General features: G+C 67.7%; 17 protein-coding genes. 10 read left to right on the top strand and 7 right to left on the bottom strand.

Annotation, left to right across the window (positions count from 1 at the left end; genetic code table 11):
• Positions 1-14 precede the first annotated feature (14 nt).
• From IPM60_06800 to IPM60_06790, 3 genes are read left to right on the top strand one after another with little or no spacing between them, the layout of a single operon-like run.
• Positions 15-236, top strand: a complete 222-nt coding sequence (locus IPM60_06800; GenBank protein ID MBK8907606.1) for a ribbon-helix-helix protein, CopG family — start codon at positions 15-17, stop codon at positions 234-236.
• Complete coding sequence (locus IPM60_06795) at positions 233-595, top strand: type II toxin-antitoxin system VapC family toxin (protein ID MBK8907605.1); 363 nt, start codon at positions 233-235, stop codon at positions 593-595. The genes IPM60_06800 and IPM60_06795 overlap by 4 nt, the downstream gene beginning before the upstream one ends.
• A 43-nt stretch (positions 596-638) precedes the next feature.
• Positions 639-1,466, top strand: a complete 828-nt coding sequence (locus tag IPM60_06790; protein MBK8907604.1) for an alpha/beta hydrolase — start codon at positions 639-641, stop codon at positions 1,464-1,466.
• Here the strand turns inward: IPM60_06790 and IPM60_06785 are convergent.
• Positions 1,463-3,949, bottom strand: a complete 2,487-nt coding sequence (locus tag IPM60_06785; protein ID MBK8907603.1) for a DUF4175 family protein — start codon at positions 3,947-3,949, stop codon at positions 1,463-1,465. The two genes, IPM60_06790 and IPM60_06785, sit on opposite strands and share 4 nt — an antisense overlap.
• Positions 3,950-3,956: 7 nt before the next feature.
• Positions 3,957-5,270 carry a diaminopimelate decarboxylase gene (gene lysA / locus IPM60_06780; GenBank protein MBK8907602.1) on the bottom strand — a complete coding sequence of 438 codons (1,314 nt, stop codon included), beginning with the start codon at positions 5,268-5,270 and terminating at the stop codon, positions 3,957-3,959.
• A gap of 265 nt (positions 5,271-5,535) precedes the next feature.
• Between lysA and IPM60_06775 the strand changes: the two genes are divergently transcribed.
• Together IPM60_06775 and IPM60_06770 are read left to right on the top strand one after the other, a co-directional pair.
• The gene (locus IPM60_06775) at positions 5,536-6,747 is read left to right on the top strand and encodes an acetoin utilization protein AcuC (GenBank protein MBK8907601.1); all 1,212 of its coding nucleotides are present in this window, start codon (positions 5,536-5,538) and stop codon (positions 6,745-6,747) included.
• Between the two features lie 556 nt (positions 6,748-7,303).
• Positions 7,304-8,305 carry a hypothetical protein gene (locus IPM60_06770; protein ID MBK8907600.1) on the top strand — a complete coding sequence of 334 codons (1,002 nt, stop codon included), beginning with the start codon at positions 7,304-7,306 and terminating at the stop codon, positions 8,303-8,305.
• Positions 8,306-8,366: 61 nt separating this feature from the next.
• Here IPM60_06770 and IPM60_06765 read toward each other — a convergent pair whose 3' ends face one another.
• A complete protein-coding gene (locus IPM60_06765) occupies positions 8,367-8,894 on the bottom strand; it encodes an AAA family ATPase (GenBank protein ID MBK8907599.1) in 528 nt (175 codons plus the stop codon).
• A gap of 208 nt (positions 8,895-9,102) precedes the next feature.
• On the opposite strand from IPM60_06765, the gene IPM60_06760 reads away from it, so the two are divergent.
• Entirely contained in the window at positions 9,103-9,627 is a 525-nt protein-coding gene (locus IPM60_06760) for a copper chaperone PCu(A)C (GenBank protein ID MBK8907598.1), read from the top strand.
• A gap of 73 nt (positions 9,628-9,700) precedes the next feature.
• Positions 9,701-10,150: a DsrE family protein gene (locus IPM60_06755; protein MBK8907597.1), complete on the top strand. Its 450-nt coding sequence runs from the start codon at positions 9,701-9,703 to the stop codon at positions 10,148-10,150.
• A gap of 73 nt (positions 10,151-10,223) precedes the next feature.
• Here the strand turns inward: IPM60_06755 and IPM60_06750 are convergent, their stop codons facing one another.
• Positions 10,224-11,426, bottom strand: a complete 1,203-nt coding sequence (locus tag IPM60_06750) for a 2'-deoxycytidine 5'-triphosphate deaminase (GenBank protein MBK8907596.1) — start codon at positions 11,424-11,426, stop codon at positions 10,224-10,226.
• An 89-nt stretch (positions 11,427-11,515) separates the two neighbouring features.
• Between IPM60_06750 and panB the strand changes: the two genes are divergently transcribed.
• The 3 genes from panB to IPM60_06735 all read left to right on the top strand — a co-directional run bounded on the left by panB (position 11,516) and on the right by IPM60_06735 (position 13,953).
• The gene (gene panB / locus IPM60_06745) at positions 11,516-12,550 is read left to right on the top strand and encodes a 3-methyl-2-oxobutanoate hydroxymethyltransferase (GenBank protein MBK8907595.1); all 1,035 of its coding nucleotides are present in this window, start codon (positions 11,516-11,518) and stop codon (positions 12,548-12,550) included.
• Complete coding sequence (locus IPM60_06740; GenBank protein ID MBK8907594.1) at positions 12,529-13,368, top strand: pantoate--beta-alanine ligase; 840 nt, start codon at positions 12,529-12,531, stop codon at positions 13,366-13,368. Before panB ends, IPM60_06740 begins: the two co-directional genes overlap by 22 nt.
• A 114-nt stretch (positions 13,369-13,482) precedes the next feature.
• Positions 13,483-13,953, top strand: coding sequence for a heme-binding protein (locus tag IPM60_06735; GenBank protein ID MBK8907593.1), 471 nt, complete (start codon positions 13,483-13,485; stop codon positions 13,951-13,953).
• Positions 13,954-13,963: 10 nt separating this feature from the next.
• On the opposite strand, the gene IPM60_06730 is transcribed toward IPM60_06735, so the two are convergent.
• Genes IPM60_06730 through IPM60_06720 form a run of 3 tightly spaced genes read right to left on the bottom strand, consistent with a single transcriptional unit; the run spans position 13,964 to position 15,562 of the window.
• The gene (locus tag IPM60_06730; protein ID MBK8907592.1) at positions 13,964-14,530 is read right to left on the bottom strand and encodes a gamma-glutamylcyclotransferase; all 567 of its coding nucleotides are present in this window, start codon (positions 14,528-14,530) and stop codon (positions 13,964-13,966) included.
• Positions 14,531-14,540: 10 nt separating this feature from the next.
• The gene (locus IPM60_06725) at positions 14,541-14,816 is read right to left on the bottom strand and encodes an acylphosphatase (GenBank protein ID MBK8907591.1); all 276 of its coding nucleotides are present in this window, start codon (positions 14,814-14,816) and stop codon (positions 14,541-14,543) included.
• Positions 14,817-14,824: 8 nt separating this feature from the next.
• Complete coding sequence (locus IPM60_06720; GenBank protein ID MBK8907590.1) at positions 14,825-15,562, bottom strand: ATPase; 738 nt, start codon at positions 15,560-15,562, stop codon at positions 14,825-14,827.
• Positions 15,563-15,565: the final 3 nt, after the last annotated feature.

Below are 15,565 nucleotides of genomic sequence, written 5' to 3'. Positions count from 1 at the left end.
ATAAATGATATCACATGCGAGCCATCATCGATATTCCGGACGACGTGGTTGAGCGACTGTCGGAACTGGGCGCCCGGCAGCGTGTGGCGCGCGCCGAGATCATCCGTCGGGCGATCGCCTTATACCTCAAGGAGAACGAGCGTCCGCGGGAGGACGAGGCCTTCGGCCTGTGGAAAGACCGGAACATCGACGGCGTCGACTACCAGACAAGGCTACGCGAGGAGTGGCCGCGGTGAAGGCCGTGTTCGACACCAATATCCTGATCGATTATCTCAACGGCATCGTTGACGCCAGACGGGAGCTGACGCGCTACGACAGCCTGCTGATCAGCCCGATCACCTGGATCGAGGTCATGGTCGGGGGGAAGTCCGAGGAGAACACGCGGCTGCGAGACTTTCTGCGCCGCTTCGATTGGGTCGCGCTGGATACCGCGGTCGCCGGGGTTGCGGCGCGGCTTCGGCGCACTCATCGGATCAAGGTGCCGGATGCGGTCGTCTGGGCTTCAGCGGAGGTTGCGGATGCACTTCTCGTCACCCGCAACACCAAGGACTTCCCGATGGACCTGCCCGGCATTCGCGTTCCATACACGCTGTAGCTTGAGGACGTCCCATAGCTTTCGTGCATGATGAGGAGGCTTGATGACCGGGCGGACGCTTGACGTTCTGGATCGGCCGGAGGTGCTGGCCGCACTGTTTCACCCGCGCCGGGACGGCGGTTTGCCGCGCCTCGGGTCCGGAATCCACACCGTGCGCATCCCGGTCGACGGGGACGTGCACGTGGGCGGCAGGATCTTCGTCGCCCGGGCAGGCGCGCCGGTCATCCTTTATTTCCACGGCAACGGCGAAATCGCTTCCGACTACGACGCCATCGCGCCCTTGTACCTGCGGCCCGGGCTGACCCTGTTCGTGGTCGACTACCGGGGATACGGCACCAGCGACGGCCATCCGACCGCGACGGCGCTGATCAACGACGCCTGGGCCGTCTACGAGCAGGCGCCAGCCGTCCTCGCCGGACGCGGGATCGAAGCGGGCGACCTCACCCTCATGGGCCGCTCGCTCGGCAGTGCGGCCGTGCTCGAGATTGCGGCGCGCCTGACGGCCGGTTCACCGCACGACCGCCGGCCCCGCGGTTTGATCCTCGAGAGCGGCTTTGCCCACACGTTTCCGTTGATCGAGCGGATCGGCCTCGGCCGTCCTGGAGACGCCGACGAGGCGCGGGACGGCTTCGGCAACCTCGAAAAGATGGCGCGGATCGATATGCCGACCCTGGTGATCCACGGCGAGAGCGACTGGATCATCCCGGTCTCCGACGGCATCGCCCTGTTCGACGCCTGCCCGTCCGAGGACAAGCGCCTGGTGACGGTGCCCGGCGCCGGTCACAACGACCTGATGCTGGTGGGGCAGCGGGCCTATTTTTCCGCCATCGCCGAATTCTGCGGCGTCGGTCACGGCGCTCGGCCGGACTAGAACCGGCGCAGCAGGCGCTCGATATAGTCGCGCTCCATTCGCGGACGGCCGGGCTCGCCCGCGCGACGCCGCAGTTCCTGCAGGATCTCCTCGACGCGCCGGACCTCCGTCCGGTCGGGGATGTCGACCCTGCCAGTGCCGAAACCACGGGACCCGCCGCCGCTGAATCGCCCGAACGGGTCCGCCCCGGGGTTGTCCTGATACTCATCGGGGTCATTCGCGAACATGCCGGGCGAGCCGCCAAGGCGCTCCGCCAGCGCCGAGGCTGCCGCAGTCTCCGATTGGCGCAGGTACTGCAAAGCCTCTGTCTGTTGCCGAACCGCCTCCTCCCCATCGCCCGCCGCGAGCGAGCCGCGCGCCCGGTTCATGGCGCGCTCGGCCTTGCCAAGTTCCGCGGGGATGCCGCCGAGCAGTTCGTCGAACTCCAGCATGAGGCCCCCGAGCCGGCGCCGCAGTTGCTCCTGTGTGTCAGCACCCGCAGCCGCGCCCGGCTGGGCGCCCGGTTCATCTGTCTCCGCATTTCGTGACCGCTTGAAGGTGTCGTCCAGCAACGACTGCTGATCGTTGCCGAGCGCGGTCAGGTCGCCCATGAGGCGGTGCGCCTTGACCAGATCCTTTGCCGATTGTCCGGGCTGCATCCCGGCGCGCAGACTGTCGAGAATGTTGCGGAGTTCGGACAGGAGCCGGCTGGCCCGGTCCGGCGCGCCGGCCCGCGCCATCTCCCGCGCCATCTCTATCATTTCGCGCAGATCGTCGCTGCGCATCACCTTGCCATCCGGCGCCACGGGCAACCGTTCCAGGCCTTTTCGCGCCAGCTCCGCCGACACTGCCGCGAGGAAGTCGTCCAGCGCCGCCTGCAGATCGTCCATGAGCCGCTCGATCTCGGCCTGATCCTCGTCGCCGCGCAGCGCCTCCCAAAGCTCCTGGCGGGCGTCGCGCAACCGGGCCTCGGCGGCCGGCACGTCGCCGTCTTCGATCCGCAACGCGGTGTCCCACAGGATCGCCCGCACCGACCGGATCGCCGCACGGTCGGGGTGGTGACGAAGCCGCGCCGCGGCGACCGCCAGGGCCAGCGACACCGTCGTGTCGTGGGCGTAATGGTCCGGCTGCGCGGCGATCGCAGCCAGCTCGCCGGCGATCCACTGGACGTGGGTCGCCGCGTCGGGAATCAGCATCTTGCGTTGACGGATGACGGCCTCGGCCACCGGATGGGAAAACTGGCGCTCGGGCAGGACGAGCTCCACCTCGGCGCTGGACCCGGTCTGGCCGCCGCCGTCCTCGGCCTCGATGCGGATGTGCACAGGAGCGCCGGCCCAGGCGTGCGCGGTCAGATCTTCAACCGCGCTGCCGCCGGTTGCGGGGACGTTGACCTGATCGAGCGGCAACGGCAAACGAACCTCGGCTTCGCCGTCGAAGGTCCGCTCCCCCCCGCCATGTCGGATGACCGCAGCGACGCCGGCGACGCCGTAATCGTCCGTCGCTGCGTAGCTCAGCGACAACTGCGCCCCCGCCGTCGCTGCCGGCGGGGCGGCGAACGTCGCCTGCGGGGGCAGATCCGGTACGACCCTCAGCGGCCAGGCGGCGACCTCGGCTCCGCGCCGCCGCACCGCGATGCGCTCGCCGCCGGTGATGGTTGCTTCCGCGCGGTGGCCGTCACCCTTGTCGGCGCCGCCGACCGCTGTGAACACGAACTGTTCGCCGCCGACAGCAAGCACCGGCGCCGCCGGCATGCCTCGGGCGTGGGCCAGAACCGCGCTGCCGGCCGGAACCTCGATAGGAACCTCTGCCGGTTGCGGACGAGCGTGCGTCTCCGCGGCGTCGCTCCCGTTTTCGATCGGCGGCGGCCAATGCACGAACATCGGCGGACGACCCGTGTACGCGGGCGGCGTGATCCACATGTCGATTTCGATGCTGGCCGCGGCGTCGGCAGCGAAGCGTGGCTGCACCGCCCGCGCCAACCGCTCCCCAGGCTCGTTCCAGCCACCGGCGACGGCGATGACCAACAGCAGCGGCGCGAGGTAGCGCAAGCCCCGCGGATCGCTTGCCGCCATTCCGGTTCGTGGCCCTGCCGCACGAAGCGCCTGCACGGAGGCGGCCATACTACGGCGATGGCGGTCCCACAGTGCTTCCGCCGCGGCGTCGCCCGAGCCCGCCGCGAGGCGGTCTTCTAGCGCAGTCAGCGGATGGTGACGAAGCCCGCTGTCCCGTTCCAGCCGGTAGCGGGCTGCCGCCAGGGGCACCGGCCGCAATGCCCGCCGCGCCTGCACGAGCGCGCGAACGAGGGCGACGGCAAACGCCGCCAGCGCCGTTGTGTGCAGCCATGGCGGCAGCGCCGGCAGCACGTCGAGCAGAGCCACGGCGGCGAACACCGATATCACCATCAGCGACGGCCAGACCGGGCGCCACGACCGCTCGATCCACAGGCTGACGCGCGCCAGGTCCAGCAGCAGGCGGTAGCGGATGCGCGCCCGGCCGCCCATCATCCGTCCGTCACTCCCCCACGGCGCGCCGCGGGACCGGGGCCGACGCTTCGTCGTCAAGCCAGACCGGTAGGCGCTGCCGGTTCAGGATCGACTCGATGGTGCCGCGTTCGGCGATGACCGCCATGTCGCTGCCGTTGACCATGACCTCCGCCACCAGCGGCCGGACGTTGTACGTTGACGCCATCGCCGCACCATAGGCGCCGGCAGTGCGGACCGCGAGCAGATCTCCGGAGGCGAGCGGCGGCAGCGCGGCGCCGGCGGCGAGGCAGTCGCCGCTCTCGCAGATCGGCCCGACCAGGTCGACAGTGGTCGCTTGCGCATCCGCCGCGGACGATTCGCGAACAGGAACAACGGTGTGACGGGCGTTGTAAAGGGCGGGTCTCAGCAGATCGTTCATGGCTGCGTCGACGATCACGAACGTTCGCGTGGCTCCCGCCTTGACGTAAAGGACCCGGGTCACGAGTACCCCGGCGTTGCCGACGAGCAACCGGCCCGGCTCGAGGATCAAGCGGCAGTCCAGGCCGGCGACAGCGTGTCTGACCACCTCCGCATACTGCCCGGGCGACGGCACGGGCGCGGCCTCGTCGCCGTACGGGATGCCGAGCCCGCCGCCGAGATCGAGGGTGTGCATGGCATGCCCGGCTCGGCGCAGATCCACCACCAGGTCGCGCACCCGCTGAAACGCCTGACGGAAGGGGCCGAGATCGGAGAGCTGGGAGCCGATATGGACGGCGACACCGCGCAACGACAGGCCCGGCATCGCCGCCGCCCGGGCGAGCAGCGCCGGCGCCGCCGTCCAGTCGATCCCGAACTTGTTCTCGCTGCGCCCGGTGGTGATCTTGGCGTGGGTGCCGGCGTCCACATCGGGATTGACCCGAAGGGCCACGGGCGCTACGCGGCCGAGGGAGGCCGCGACCTCGGCCAGCGCCTCCAGTTCCGGCTCGGACTCGACGTTGATCTGGAAGACGCCGGCCATGAGCGCCGCCGCCATTTCATCGCGGGTCTTGCCGACGCCGGAGAACACGATGCGTTCAGGCGCGACGCCGGCGGCCAGCGCGCATTGCAACTCTCCGCCCGAAACCACATCGGCGCCGGCGCCGAGGCGCGCCAGGGTGCGAATCACCGCCATGTTGGCGTTCGCCTTCACGGCGTAGCAGATCAGCGCGCCGGGATCGTCGACGGCGGCCCGAAACACGCGATAATGGCGCTCGAGCGTCGCGGTGGAGTAGACGTAGACCGGCGTGCCGACGCGCACGGCGATCTCCTCGACCGGCACGTCTTCTGCGCAGAGCCGGCCATTGCGAAAGTGAAAGTGATCCACCAGACCTCCCCGAACGCGTCGTTACCAGGCGGGATAGACCTTTGGATACGTAGAGTCCGGCGGCGCCTCCGGCGCGGCCTTGCGGCCACAGCCTGTGGTCGCCAGCGCCAGACCGGCCACCACCATCAACACCAGCGACATGCGTCCCATGGAAGCTCGCTCCCGCCTTCTCGGATCCTTGAATGCAGTATGGGGGATGGCGGGCGCCGTTGCGAGCCTTGATGATGTCGGCGACCTTTGACGTCCAGGCCGCAGTTGCAGTCGTATGCCCTGGAAACCACGGCCTCAACATTTGCGTGCAGCACTCGTGCGAAGTCCCGAACGACCGATCCTCATCGGCAGCGACATATTCCGCCAGTCCCGCCATGCCTCCGGGCATCCGCTCGCCATCCCGCGCGTCTCGCTGGCGATCGACCTCTGCCGCGCTCTCGGCTGGCTGCCGGACGCGGCGTACCGGGAGAGCCCGCGCGCCTCTCCGGAGGAACTGGCGCGGTTCCACGTCGCGGGCTACATCGCAGCGGTGCAGGACGCCGAGCGGGACCAGGAGGTCTCGGACGAGGTTCGCCGCCGCTTCAACCTCGGGGTCAACGGCAACGCCATCTACCGGGAGATGTTCCGCCGCCCCGCCACCGCTTGCGGTGCGTCGCTGATGGCGGCCCGCATGCTGTCCGCCAGGCCAGGGATCGTCTACAACCCCGCGGGTGGCACCCATCACGGTCAGCGCGACAGGGCGAGCGGCTACTGCATTTTCAACGATCCGGCGCTGGCGATCCTGCAGTTCCTGGACGCCGGGGTCACCCGCGTCTTCTATCTCGATCTGGATGCCCACTTCGGTGACGGCGTGCAGCAGGCGTTTCACGACGACGAGCGGGTTTTCACCCTCTCCGTGCACGAGGAAGGGCGCTGGCCGATGTGGCGCGCCGGCGCCGGTCAGAAATTGAACGGCGGCCCCCAAGGCGGCGGCGGTCCGGGCAGCGTCCACGACCGCGCCGGTGGAGCCGCGCGCAACCTGCCGGTGCCGCCGGGCTTCAACGACGCGGAAATGGCGTTCTTTCGCGACGAGGTCATCGTGCCGTTGATAACGGCGTTCGCGCCGGAGGTTCTGGTGGTCCAGTGCGGCGCCGACGCCCTCGCCGACGATCCGATGACCCGCCTCGCCCTTTCGAACGGCGCCCTTTGGAGCGTGATCGCAGCGACCGCTTCCATGGCGCCCCGGCTGCTGGTGCTGGGCGGCGGCGGGTACAATCCTTACGCCGTCGCCCGCTGCTGGGCCGGCGTATGGGCCGCACTTAATGAGATTGCGGCGCCGGAGCGCTTGCCGGCTGCGGCGGAAGCGCTGCTCCGGGAGGTTCGCTGGAACCATCGGCTCGGCCGCAATCCGCCGCCGGCCTGGACCACCACGCTCGCCGATCCGCCGTCTCCGGGCGCCATCCGCTCGGAGGTTCGGGAGGTGGCTCGGCTGGCTCTGCGCCCCTGATGCGGTTGTGACGCCGGCCGTGTGCCCTCACGCTCCGTCTGCCGCGTCTGCTCCCGCTACTGAACCTGCCCCGTTACTGAACCTGCATATAGCCGGCGAAGACGTACATCGTCACGAGGATGGCGACGACGACGGCGGCGTAAGGCGCCACTTTGGCGATCGTATGGTCCCAGTTCATGTTTTGAAAGCCTCTTTCCACGGTTGAAAGCTGTCACGCACGGGACAGTTCCTCCAGTGTCTTTTGTTGCCGCGGCTCAGACCCGCGGATGCGACAGCGCAACTGTAGCGTTACATGGGCGCAGAACCATAGCGTGTCTATCGCAATGCAGCATTGCCAATAACGCGCACCTGAACGATTTTCCTTAGCAATTGACTGGATCGGCCGCTGAAGCGAAGATCGGTGCGGGATGCGCCTGGGTGCACTGGCCCATTCGAACGACACAGTCGGATGGGCGGTAGTACCCGCGAGAATCAATAGGTTACGTGCAGGGAAAGACAAGGTAGCGGAAGCCCGCCGCAGGTTGGGAGGAACCCCGCAGGTCCGGGGTGCACGGTCATGAACAAACCGGCGGCGACGACGCCACGGGCAGTGGCGCAACACATGCTTCACGACGCGGACGTCATGTGGAGCATCGGGACCCGCGCGGTCTGCGCGTTCCCGGGTATCCGTCGTGATCCGGCGCCGGAACTGGCGGTGAAAGACAACGGCGGCGCCATCGTGACCCGGACCGGCGCCTTGCAGTTCGCGTTCCCTGGGGACACGGTCGCGATCGCCTACGAGCAGGTGGGTCCGCGACCGCACTCCTGGACCCAAAGCATCTCTTTCTGCGTCCGCGAACCGGCTGCGGTCCTGAGCGGACGAACGGCGTTGATGGAACTCGGGCCGGATGTGGGAGCGGTGCGGCCAGACGACCGCAGCGGGGTGCTCTTCGATCTCGGTCTCGGTGTTCCGCATATGGAGTTCTGCGTCCGCACCGAAGACCCTGCCCTCAAACGCATCCTCCGCCGCGGCCAGGGTCGGAACGTGTTCGTCGATGCATCTGATGCACTCAGCGCCATCTCGGCGGCCGAACCGCATCGCGTGTGTCGGTCTGCGGCCGCGCGCATCGAGCACTTTCAGCCGGATGCGCTCCGCCAATATGACGACACCGCAAATCCGCTCCATTCGCACCTGCTCCATCATCGATCTGCGGTACAACGGTGCAAGACGGACGACGCGCCCATTCCGCCCGGCTTGACGCCGGTGCTGACGGCGCATCCCCGTAGCCCGGTCGCCGAGAGGGGAGGTTTGCGGCCGCCGCTCGACGCCGGGTTTGACGTGCGCCGCTACGAAGCCTTCCAGCGGCTGCTCCAGCTCTTTGCGCCGGCCGGCTACATGGAAGAGAAGCTGCTCATCAACTGGGCCGTGTGCTCTGGGCTGGAACCGCGGCGGTTCCCTCGCTCCGAGGACGAGTGGACCCGCCGCGCGGCCCGCATCGCACTCCGCCAGATGGTGCACGCCTGTCCCGACGCGCCAAACTTGCAGGCATGGCTTCGCGCATTTGATAACGACCAGTGACGCCGTTCCGGTCGTCAGCGCAACTGGTCGAACACCCACGCGACGCGGTCGTCCAGCACCGTCACCCCGTCCGGCAGCGCCACCACCCGGGTCCTCGTGCCCCAGCGCCGCAACACGCCTTCCAGCACCAGCTGGAAATGAAGCTGCACCATGGATTGGCAGACCGAACGCCGTCGGCGACGAGGGGCAGGACGCCCCACGGCAGCATCACGATCAGATCATGGCCGCCGACGGCCGCCGCCGCCCGCTCGAAGATGCGGGACGTAGCGTCGCCGTCCATGCCGAAGCCGTAGCAGAGCCAGAAAGCGGCGCTGTCGAGCGGGCAGCGGTCGGATACGAAACCGCCCGCCGTCGTCACGGCCCGATCGACGTCGCCGAGATGCTCCACAAACAATGCCTCAATGAGGGCGCCAACCCCGTCCCGCCCCAGAGCATGAAGATCAAGACCGCCTTCCAACCGCTCTCGCATGCCTTCGCGCACCAGGGGTAAGGCGAGCCGGGCGGCCAGCGCCGTCGCCAAGGTCGTTTTGCCGACACCAGCGCTGCCGGTGATGGCAATCCGGGGCGAGCGTGGAGGGGCGGCTGGCACTTATGAATTACCTCCCTTGATCAAGGCGACGAGAAGGCGGTGCTCACGATAACCTGCCGTCGCGCCGGAGGGAACCAGAGGGCCGGAGGGAACCAGCGGGAACGAGAGCGAAATGCCGATTGCCTTGCCGCGACCGAGGCAGTACACGGACATGAGCAAACGATAATACACGCACGGTTCTGTGCGCCCTCCAGCGGAGACAGACCTGATGACCCGTATGGTTCATGCGATCGGCGCAGCGGTGCTTGCCGCTCTCGTCGTGGCGGGCGGCGGCGCCTCGGCCGCAGATGCGACGGTCGGTGACATTACCGTGAAGTCGCCGTGGGCGCGCGCCTCGGCGGGCGCGGCCCGAGCCGGTGCCGCCTTCATGACCATCGAAAACGCGGGCGCCGAAGACGACCGCCTCATATCGGCGTCGGCCGACGTCTCGAAGACGGTCGAGCTTCACACTCATTTAATGGACGGCGACGTCATGAAGATGCGGCCCGTCGACGCTGTCGACGTTCAGGCGGGGGGCACGGCCGTGCTGCAGCCGGGCGGCGACCACGTGATGTTCATGGGGCTGCAGCAGCCGCTCAAGGAAGGCGAAAGCTTCCCGCTGACCCTCACGTTCGAGACTGCAGGCTCGATCACCGTCGACGTGCCGGTGGTGGGTGCCGGCGCAATGGGGCCCGGCCACGGCGGCATGGGCACATCACCGCATGACATGGGCCACGGCAAGGCCGGCGACTGATCGGCAATCGGCATGCGGGCTCTCCGGCAACGTCCGGAAGGTCGCGTCAACACACCAGGAAGGAGAACGTGCGATGCGGATGAGACGATTGCTACCGGCCTTCGTGGCCATCTTGATGCTTGCCATGGCGGTCGTGCTGCCGGGACAAGAGGGTCACGCCAGCGAGGACGAACGCGGCACCCTGTTCCTCAACCTGACCACCGATGATCCTTGGACGGCGGACATGGCGCTCACCTATGCCGGCAAGGTGCGCAGCATGGGTTATCCGGTGGTCGTCTTCCTCAACGTGAAAGGCGTGCGCCTGGCCAACAAGGCGGGGACGCAGGAACCGGGCCAGGACGGCGTGCCGCCCAGGGACAAGCTGATCAAACTGATTAACGACGGCGCAACCGTTCATGTCTGCCAGATGTGCACGAAGGCGGCCGGGATGTCGCAGACCGACTGGATCGAAGGCACCAAGCCCGGCAACGAAGAAACCATCCGCATCCAGATGGGCGAGCACACCAAGGTGATCTCTTACTAGACGCGGAACGACTGCAGGCGGAGCCGCGGCGGCCGGGGCAACTCCCGGCGGAGCCGCGGCGAGCCCGGCGGAACTAGGTGCGGCGGAACTGCTTGGCGAGGTTCAGGCCCTGGCGCTGGTAGGACGACCCGATGTCGGGGCCGTATAGCTTGTCGGGAACGGCCGTCAGCCGGTCGTAGACCAACCGTCCGACCAGTTGGCCGTCGCTGAGCACGAACGGTACCTCGAACGAGCGGATTTCCAGGACCGCCCGCGAGCCGGCGCCGGCGCAATCGGCGTAGCCGAAGCCGGGGTCGAAGAAACCGGCGTAATGGACGCGGAACTCGCCGACCTGGGTGTCGTAGGCGCGCATCTCGGCGGCATGGTCCGGCGGCACCGTCACGGCTTCCTTGGACGCGAGAATGTAGAAGTCACCGGGATTGAGTATCACGGTGCGGCGACGGTCGGTATGGACCGGTTCCCAGAAGTCGCGCCAATCGTAGTGGTTGACCTTGGCGAGATCGATGAGATCGGTGTGCCGTCGTGCATGATAACCGACAAGAGCGGCGGCGCCGCCCGCCAGATCAACGGTAACGGCGAGGCCGCGGTCGATGACCTCCTTGCCCGGCTCGCTATCCACCAGCGGCACCGACTTGTGCAAGCGGCGGATGGCTTGATCGGAGGTGGGTGGATTGCCCCGCTGCAAGCGAAGCTGGTTGAGGCGGGTGCCCATGCGGACGACGACGCTGAAGGTTCTCGGCGCGATCTCGACGTAGAGATGCCCCTTGTAGCCGGCCGGCACCTGATCGAACACGGTGGCCCGATCCGCGATCAGGCGGGTGAAGATGTCAAGGCGGCCGGTCGAGCTCTTGGGGTTGGCCGTAGCCGAAAGGCCACCGCGTAGTGACAGAAACTCCATCAGCTGCACGATGTAGACGCAGCCGCGCTCCAGCACCGCTCCTTCCATCAAGTCTATTTGATGCATGGCGAAGTCACGAATACGACCCATGACACTAGCGCCGACCCCCGGTAGGAAACTTGCAGGAATACGATAGGCGACGCGTCCCAGTCTTAGGTCCAAGCTGGCCGGCTGAATCTGCTCCTCGTCGATCTTAGCCGTGGCCTGGATCTCCCGATTCCGAACCAGGGCGCGGATTTCCTGCGCCGGCAGGATGCCGGTGGTATGTGCCGGTACGGCGGCCTCCCCCTCTGCGTCCGGAAACAGATCGTCGGAAGGTCCGCCCACGCTGCCTCCGTTCGGCTGGAACTCCGGCGGTCGTAGCAGCGTTCCTGTCATCGATCAATCGCCAGTGCATTCCGAATTGCTTTGCGTTGCCTCTGCTGCGTCTCCTGGATCTTGCAGGCATGCGCAGCCTTCGTCCGACCATGCGCGCGAAGCAGGCCCGCCTGTCATGTTGCGCATGCGAAAAGCGCTTTTGCCTGCAAGCGGTTCGCAGTAGAGTACCGGCCGTCGCTTCAGGGAGGAGGACACCCGTGAGCGTTCACAAGCAATGGAAGAAGGTTACGGTACCGCAGATCCGCGAACGCAAGGGCGGAGAGCCGATCGTCTGTCTCACCGCTTACACGTCGCTGACCGCGGTGCTGCTGGATGAGCATGTCGACCTGTTGCTGGTCGGCGATTCTCTCGGCATGGTGCTTTATGGCATGGACTCCACCCTCGGGGTCAGCCTCGACATGATGATCGGCCACGGGCAGGCGGTCATGCGCGGGGCGCGCAAGGCCTGCGTCATCGTCGACATGCCGTTCGGCAGCTACCAGGAGTCTCCCGAGAGCGCCTTCCACAACGCGGCGCAGGTGATGAAGGAAGTGGGCTGCGCCGGCGTCAAGCTCGAAGGCGGCGTGGAGATGGCGGAGACCATTCGCTTCCTCGTCCAGCGCGGGATTCCGGTGCTCGGCCACATCGGCCTCCTGCCCCAGTCGGTCAACACCGCCGGCGGTTTTCGCTCGCTCGGCCGCAAGGACAAGGAGGCCGCCGGGATCATCGAAGACGCCAAGGCGGTCGAGGACGCCGGCGCCTTCGCCACCGTCATCGAGGGCACCGTCGAGCCGCTGGCGCGGGAGATCACCGCGATGCTGACGATCCCCACCATCGGCATCGGCGCATCTCCGGCGTGCGACGGCCAGATCCTGGTGCTCGAAGACCTGGTCGGGCTGTTCTCTGGCTTCCAGCCGAAATTCGTTAAACGTTACGCCGAGTTGGGGGAAGGCATCGAGAAGGCGGTCGAGGAATATGCCGCCGATGTCCGCGCCCGCCGCTTTCCCACGTTGGAGCACTGCTTCGGCGTCAAGCCTCCGGAGCCTGCGTCGCCGAAAGTGAAAGCGGAAGCCGAGCCGGCAACGGAGTCGGCGGAGGTCAACGTCGTTCCCATGGGGCTGAGATCGACGTCGTTCGGACAGTAGCCGATCTGCGCGCGCACGTCGGCGGCTGGCGCACGGGCGGCAAGTCCGTCGCCCTTGTTCCGACGATGGGCGCGCTGCATGCCGGCCATGTGTCCTTGGTTCGCCGCGCCGGCGCACTGGCGGAGCGAACATGCGTGACGCTCTTCGTCAACCCGACCCAGTTCGCACCCCACGAGGACCTCGACGTCTACCCCCGCGACGAAGCGGCGGACAGCGCCATGCTCGAGGCCGAGGGCGCCGACCTCCTGTTCGCGCCGGACGTGGCGGAGATGTATCCCGAGGGCGACGCCACCAGGGTTTCGGTCCCCGGCCTCAGCGACGACCTCGAGGGCGCCTTCCGTCCCGGCTTCTTCACCGGCGTCGCCACCGTCGTCACCAAGCTCCTGATCCAGGCGCTGCCGGACGCGGCGGTGTTCGGCGAAAAGGACTACCAGCAACTGCAGGTCATCCGGCGGCTGGTCCGCGACCTGCACATCCCGGTCCGCATCGAGGCGGCGGAGACGGTGCGCGAGGCCGATGGCTTGGCGCTGTCGTCCCGCAATGCCTACCTGAGCCCGGATGAGCGGGGGATCGCCCCGGCCCTGCACCACGCCGTTTCCACCGTCGCCAGCGCCGTGGCCGATGGCGCCGATGCCGACGAGCAGGAACGCCGCGCCGTCGCAGCGTTACGCAACGCCGGCTTCGCCCGCGTCGATTACGTGGCAGTCCGCGACGCCGCCACCCTCGCCGCCTGGACCGACCGCACCCGCCCCGGCCGCGTTCTCGCCGCTGCCCACCTCGGCCGCACCCGCCTCATCGACAACGTCCCGGTAAGGTAAGATGCCGGCCGGCTCACCCCTGCCACAACAGAAGCGGGCAACTCATATGGCACCTGACGCGAACAACTTGGTTCGTTGTCGACAAGCGTACAGAAGGGAGGAGGAGCAGATCTCATGAACAACGATACGGCAAGGAGGCACACGGCGCTGACGCTGGAGACCGCCTGCACCATCATCGACGCCGTTCTGGAAGCTGGCCGCGCAAACGGAATGCTGCCGCTGACGGTGGTCGTCCTTGACTCGGGTGGTCATGCGATGGCGCTGAAACGGGAAGACGGCTCCGGCATCCTCCGGCTTGACATCGCCATCGGCAAGGCCTACGGCGCCCTTGGCCTCGGAGTCTCGAGCCGCGTGCTGCGCGACGTCGCGCTCGACCGGCCGATGTTCACCACCGCCGTATCGGTCGCCGCCGGTGGTCGCTTCGTGCCGGTGCCGGGGGGCGTGCTGGTGTGCGATCCGGAGGGGCCGGTGATCGGCGCCGTCGGCGTCAGCGGCGATACTTCGGACAACGACGAGCTCTGCGCCATTGTCGGCATCAACGCCGCCGGCCTGGTGTCCGACCCGAAGACGGCCGTCGGCAAATAATGCGCGGCCGTCAGGTCCGGCGCGCTTCTGCCAAGCCCAAGACCTGGTGCAGTGGTCCGTCGGTAATGCCGAGCTGGTCCAGGTGGCGGACGACGTTCTTCAGGTAGTCGAACGACGTGCCCATCCGCCCTTGACCCTGGAGCACCATCTCTGCGGCATGTTCGGAGGAGGCGGCACAGAAGTACTGCGCGTGGTCGGGGCGCGCGACGAAGGCAAGCGCCGCAACGCGGCGACCGTCGGCGAGGCGCACCGGCAACATGCGAGCGCGATAGGCCCCGGTATACATCTCCCGCTGCCAGAGATAGGCGCGCGTGGCGGCGGCGTCCTCTGCCGGAATCCGGAACGCCAGACCCTGGCAACTGCCGCCGCGGTCGAGCGCCAGCACCAGGCCCGGGCGCTCGGGCGTGCCGCGGTTGCGCACCGACAACAGGCACAACGACCGGTGATACCCCCAAAGCCGCGCCGCGCGCGCCTCTTCGTATTCGAATCCCGGCTCCCACATCAGAGAACCATAGCCGAACACCCAGAACGGCCCGTCGGCGCCCCCATCGAGCGCCATCGACTCGTCGCGCGGCATGACAGTGCCGCTACATCGTCGGCAAGGGACGGAAGCCGGTCTGTTCCGGCGGGTCGGCGGGACGAGGGTGAACGGTCGACACCTTGGCTGCAGGCGGGCCCTGCCAACAAGCGTCGAGCATGCCGTTGACGGCGTTCTTTGGTCCGGAGAACAACGCCTCGACGCTGCCGTCGCTGCGGTTCCGCACCCATCCGTCGAGCCCCCGCCGCTTGGCCTCTTCTACGGTCCAGCCGCGATACCACACGCCCTGCACCCGGCCTTGAATGCGGACCGCCACGGTCTTGATCGGATCGTTCATGTCCACACGTCCGACAACCGCGCTTCTTCCGGACCCGACTGGCGCGCCAGCATGAGATAAGCGGCGGCGGCGCGAAGGTCGTCGCGCACGCGCCGGCGCCGCGCGCCCGCTTCCTCGGTCTCGCCCCAACGCTCGATCTGGAAGCTTTCATCCATTTCGGTCAAGGCGAACGCCTCGTCCGGGCCGATGCGCCCGCTGACCAGCGCCAAACCCACCACTACGGAGCGGCAGGCCTGCACCGCCGCCGACAGCGCCGTCAACTCGGCGGTGCTCAGCGCCGCGATCGCGCAACGCACAGCATCGATCGCCTGACGCGGCTGTTCTACGGGCATGATGCCGTGGGTGACGGTGAAGCCCGCGCCGAACTCGCGCGCCGCCCAGTCCAGCAGCGGCTGCCACCCTGCCTCCTGCCGCTCCACCAGGTCGTCCGGTTCCTCGGCCCGGTAGCAGAGTACGTCGCTCTCTGCACAGGCCGCCAACTGCGCGACGATGCCGGCGCGCATCGGCTCGACCCTGTCTATCGCCGTCGCCAACAGCCGAGTCACCGGCATCGTTGACGGCAAGATCACATCGTCCTGTGCCAGATACTCCTCCGCCACCACCGTCGCCACCGCCAGCGCCGGGGTCACCAGAGGCGCGCCGGACGGAGTCTTGACGCCGCGGCCGTCAAGCACAACCGTATAGCCGCCCTTGGCCGGGGCGACCTCGGCGCTCTTGTAGAAGCGTTTTGGCAATCG

The organism is Rhodospirillales bacterium (genome assembly GCA_016710335.1).
Lineage (GTDB): Bacteria > Pseudomonadota > Alphaproteobacteria > Rhodospirillales > Defluviicoccaceae > JADJXQ01.
The sequence above is the reverse complement of the archived record's forward strand: the minus strand, read 5'-3'. Positions and strand labels throughout refer to the sequence as shown.

Excerpts from the sequence above, each read along its gene's own strand:
- IPM60_06800 (MBK8907606.1), top strand. The coding sequence starts at position 15 with ATGCGAGCCATCATCGATATTCCGGACGACGTGGTTGAGCGACTGTCG.
- IPM60_06790 (MBK8907604.1), top strand. The coding sequence starts at position 639 with ATGACCGGGCGGACGCTTGACGTTCTGGATCGGCCGGAGGTGCTGGCC.
- IPM60_06785 (MBK8907603.1), bottom strand. The coding sequence starts at position 3,949 with ATGATGGGCGGCCGGGCGCGCATCCGCTACCGCCTGCTGCTGGACCTG.
- IPM60_06775 (MBK8907601.1), top strand. The coding sequence starts at position 5,536 with ATGCCCTGGAAACCACGGCCTCAACATTTGCGTGCAGCACTCGTGCGA.
- IPM60_06770 (MBK8907600.1), top strand. The coding sequence starts at position 7,304 with ATGAACAAACCGGCGGCGACGACGCCACGGGCAGTGGCGCAACACATG.
- IPM60_06760 (MBK8907598.1), top strand. The coding sequence starts at position 9,103 with ATGACCCGTATGGTTCATGCGATCGGCGCAGCGGTGCTTGCCGCTCTC.
- IPM60_06755 (MBK8907597.1), top strand. The coding sequence starts at position 9,701 with ATGCGGATGAGACGATTGCTACCGGCCTTCGTGGCCATCTTGATGCTT.
- IPM60_06750 (MBK8907596.1), bottom strand. The coding sequence starts at position 11,426 with ATGACAGGAACGCTGCTACGACCGCCGGAGTTCCAGCCGAACGGAGGC.
- panB (MBK8907595.1), top strand. The coding sequence starts at position 11,516 with ATGCGCGCGAAGCAGGCCCGCCTGTCATGTTGCGCATGCGAAAAGCGC.
- IPM60_06735 (MBK8907593.1), top strand. The coding sequence starts at position 13,483 with ATGAACAACGATACGGCAAGGAGGCACACGGCGCTGACGCTGGAGACC.
- IPM60_06730 (MBK8907592.1), bottom strand. The coding sequence starts at position 14,530 with ATGCCGCGCGACGAGTCGATGGCGCTCGATGGGGGCGCCGACGGGCCG.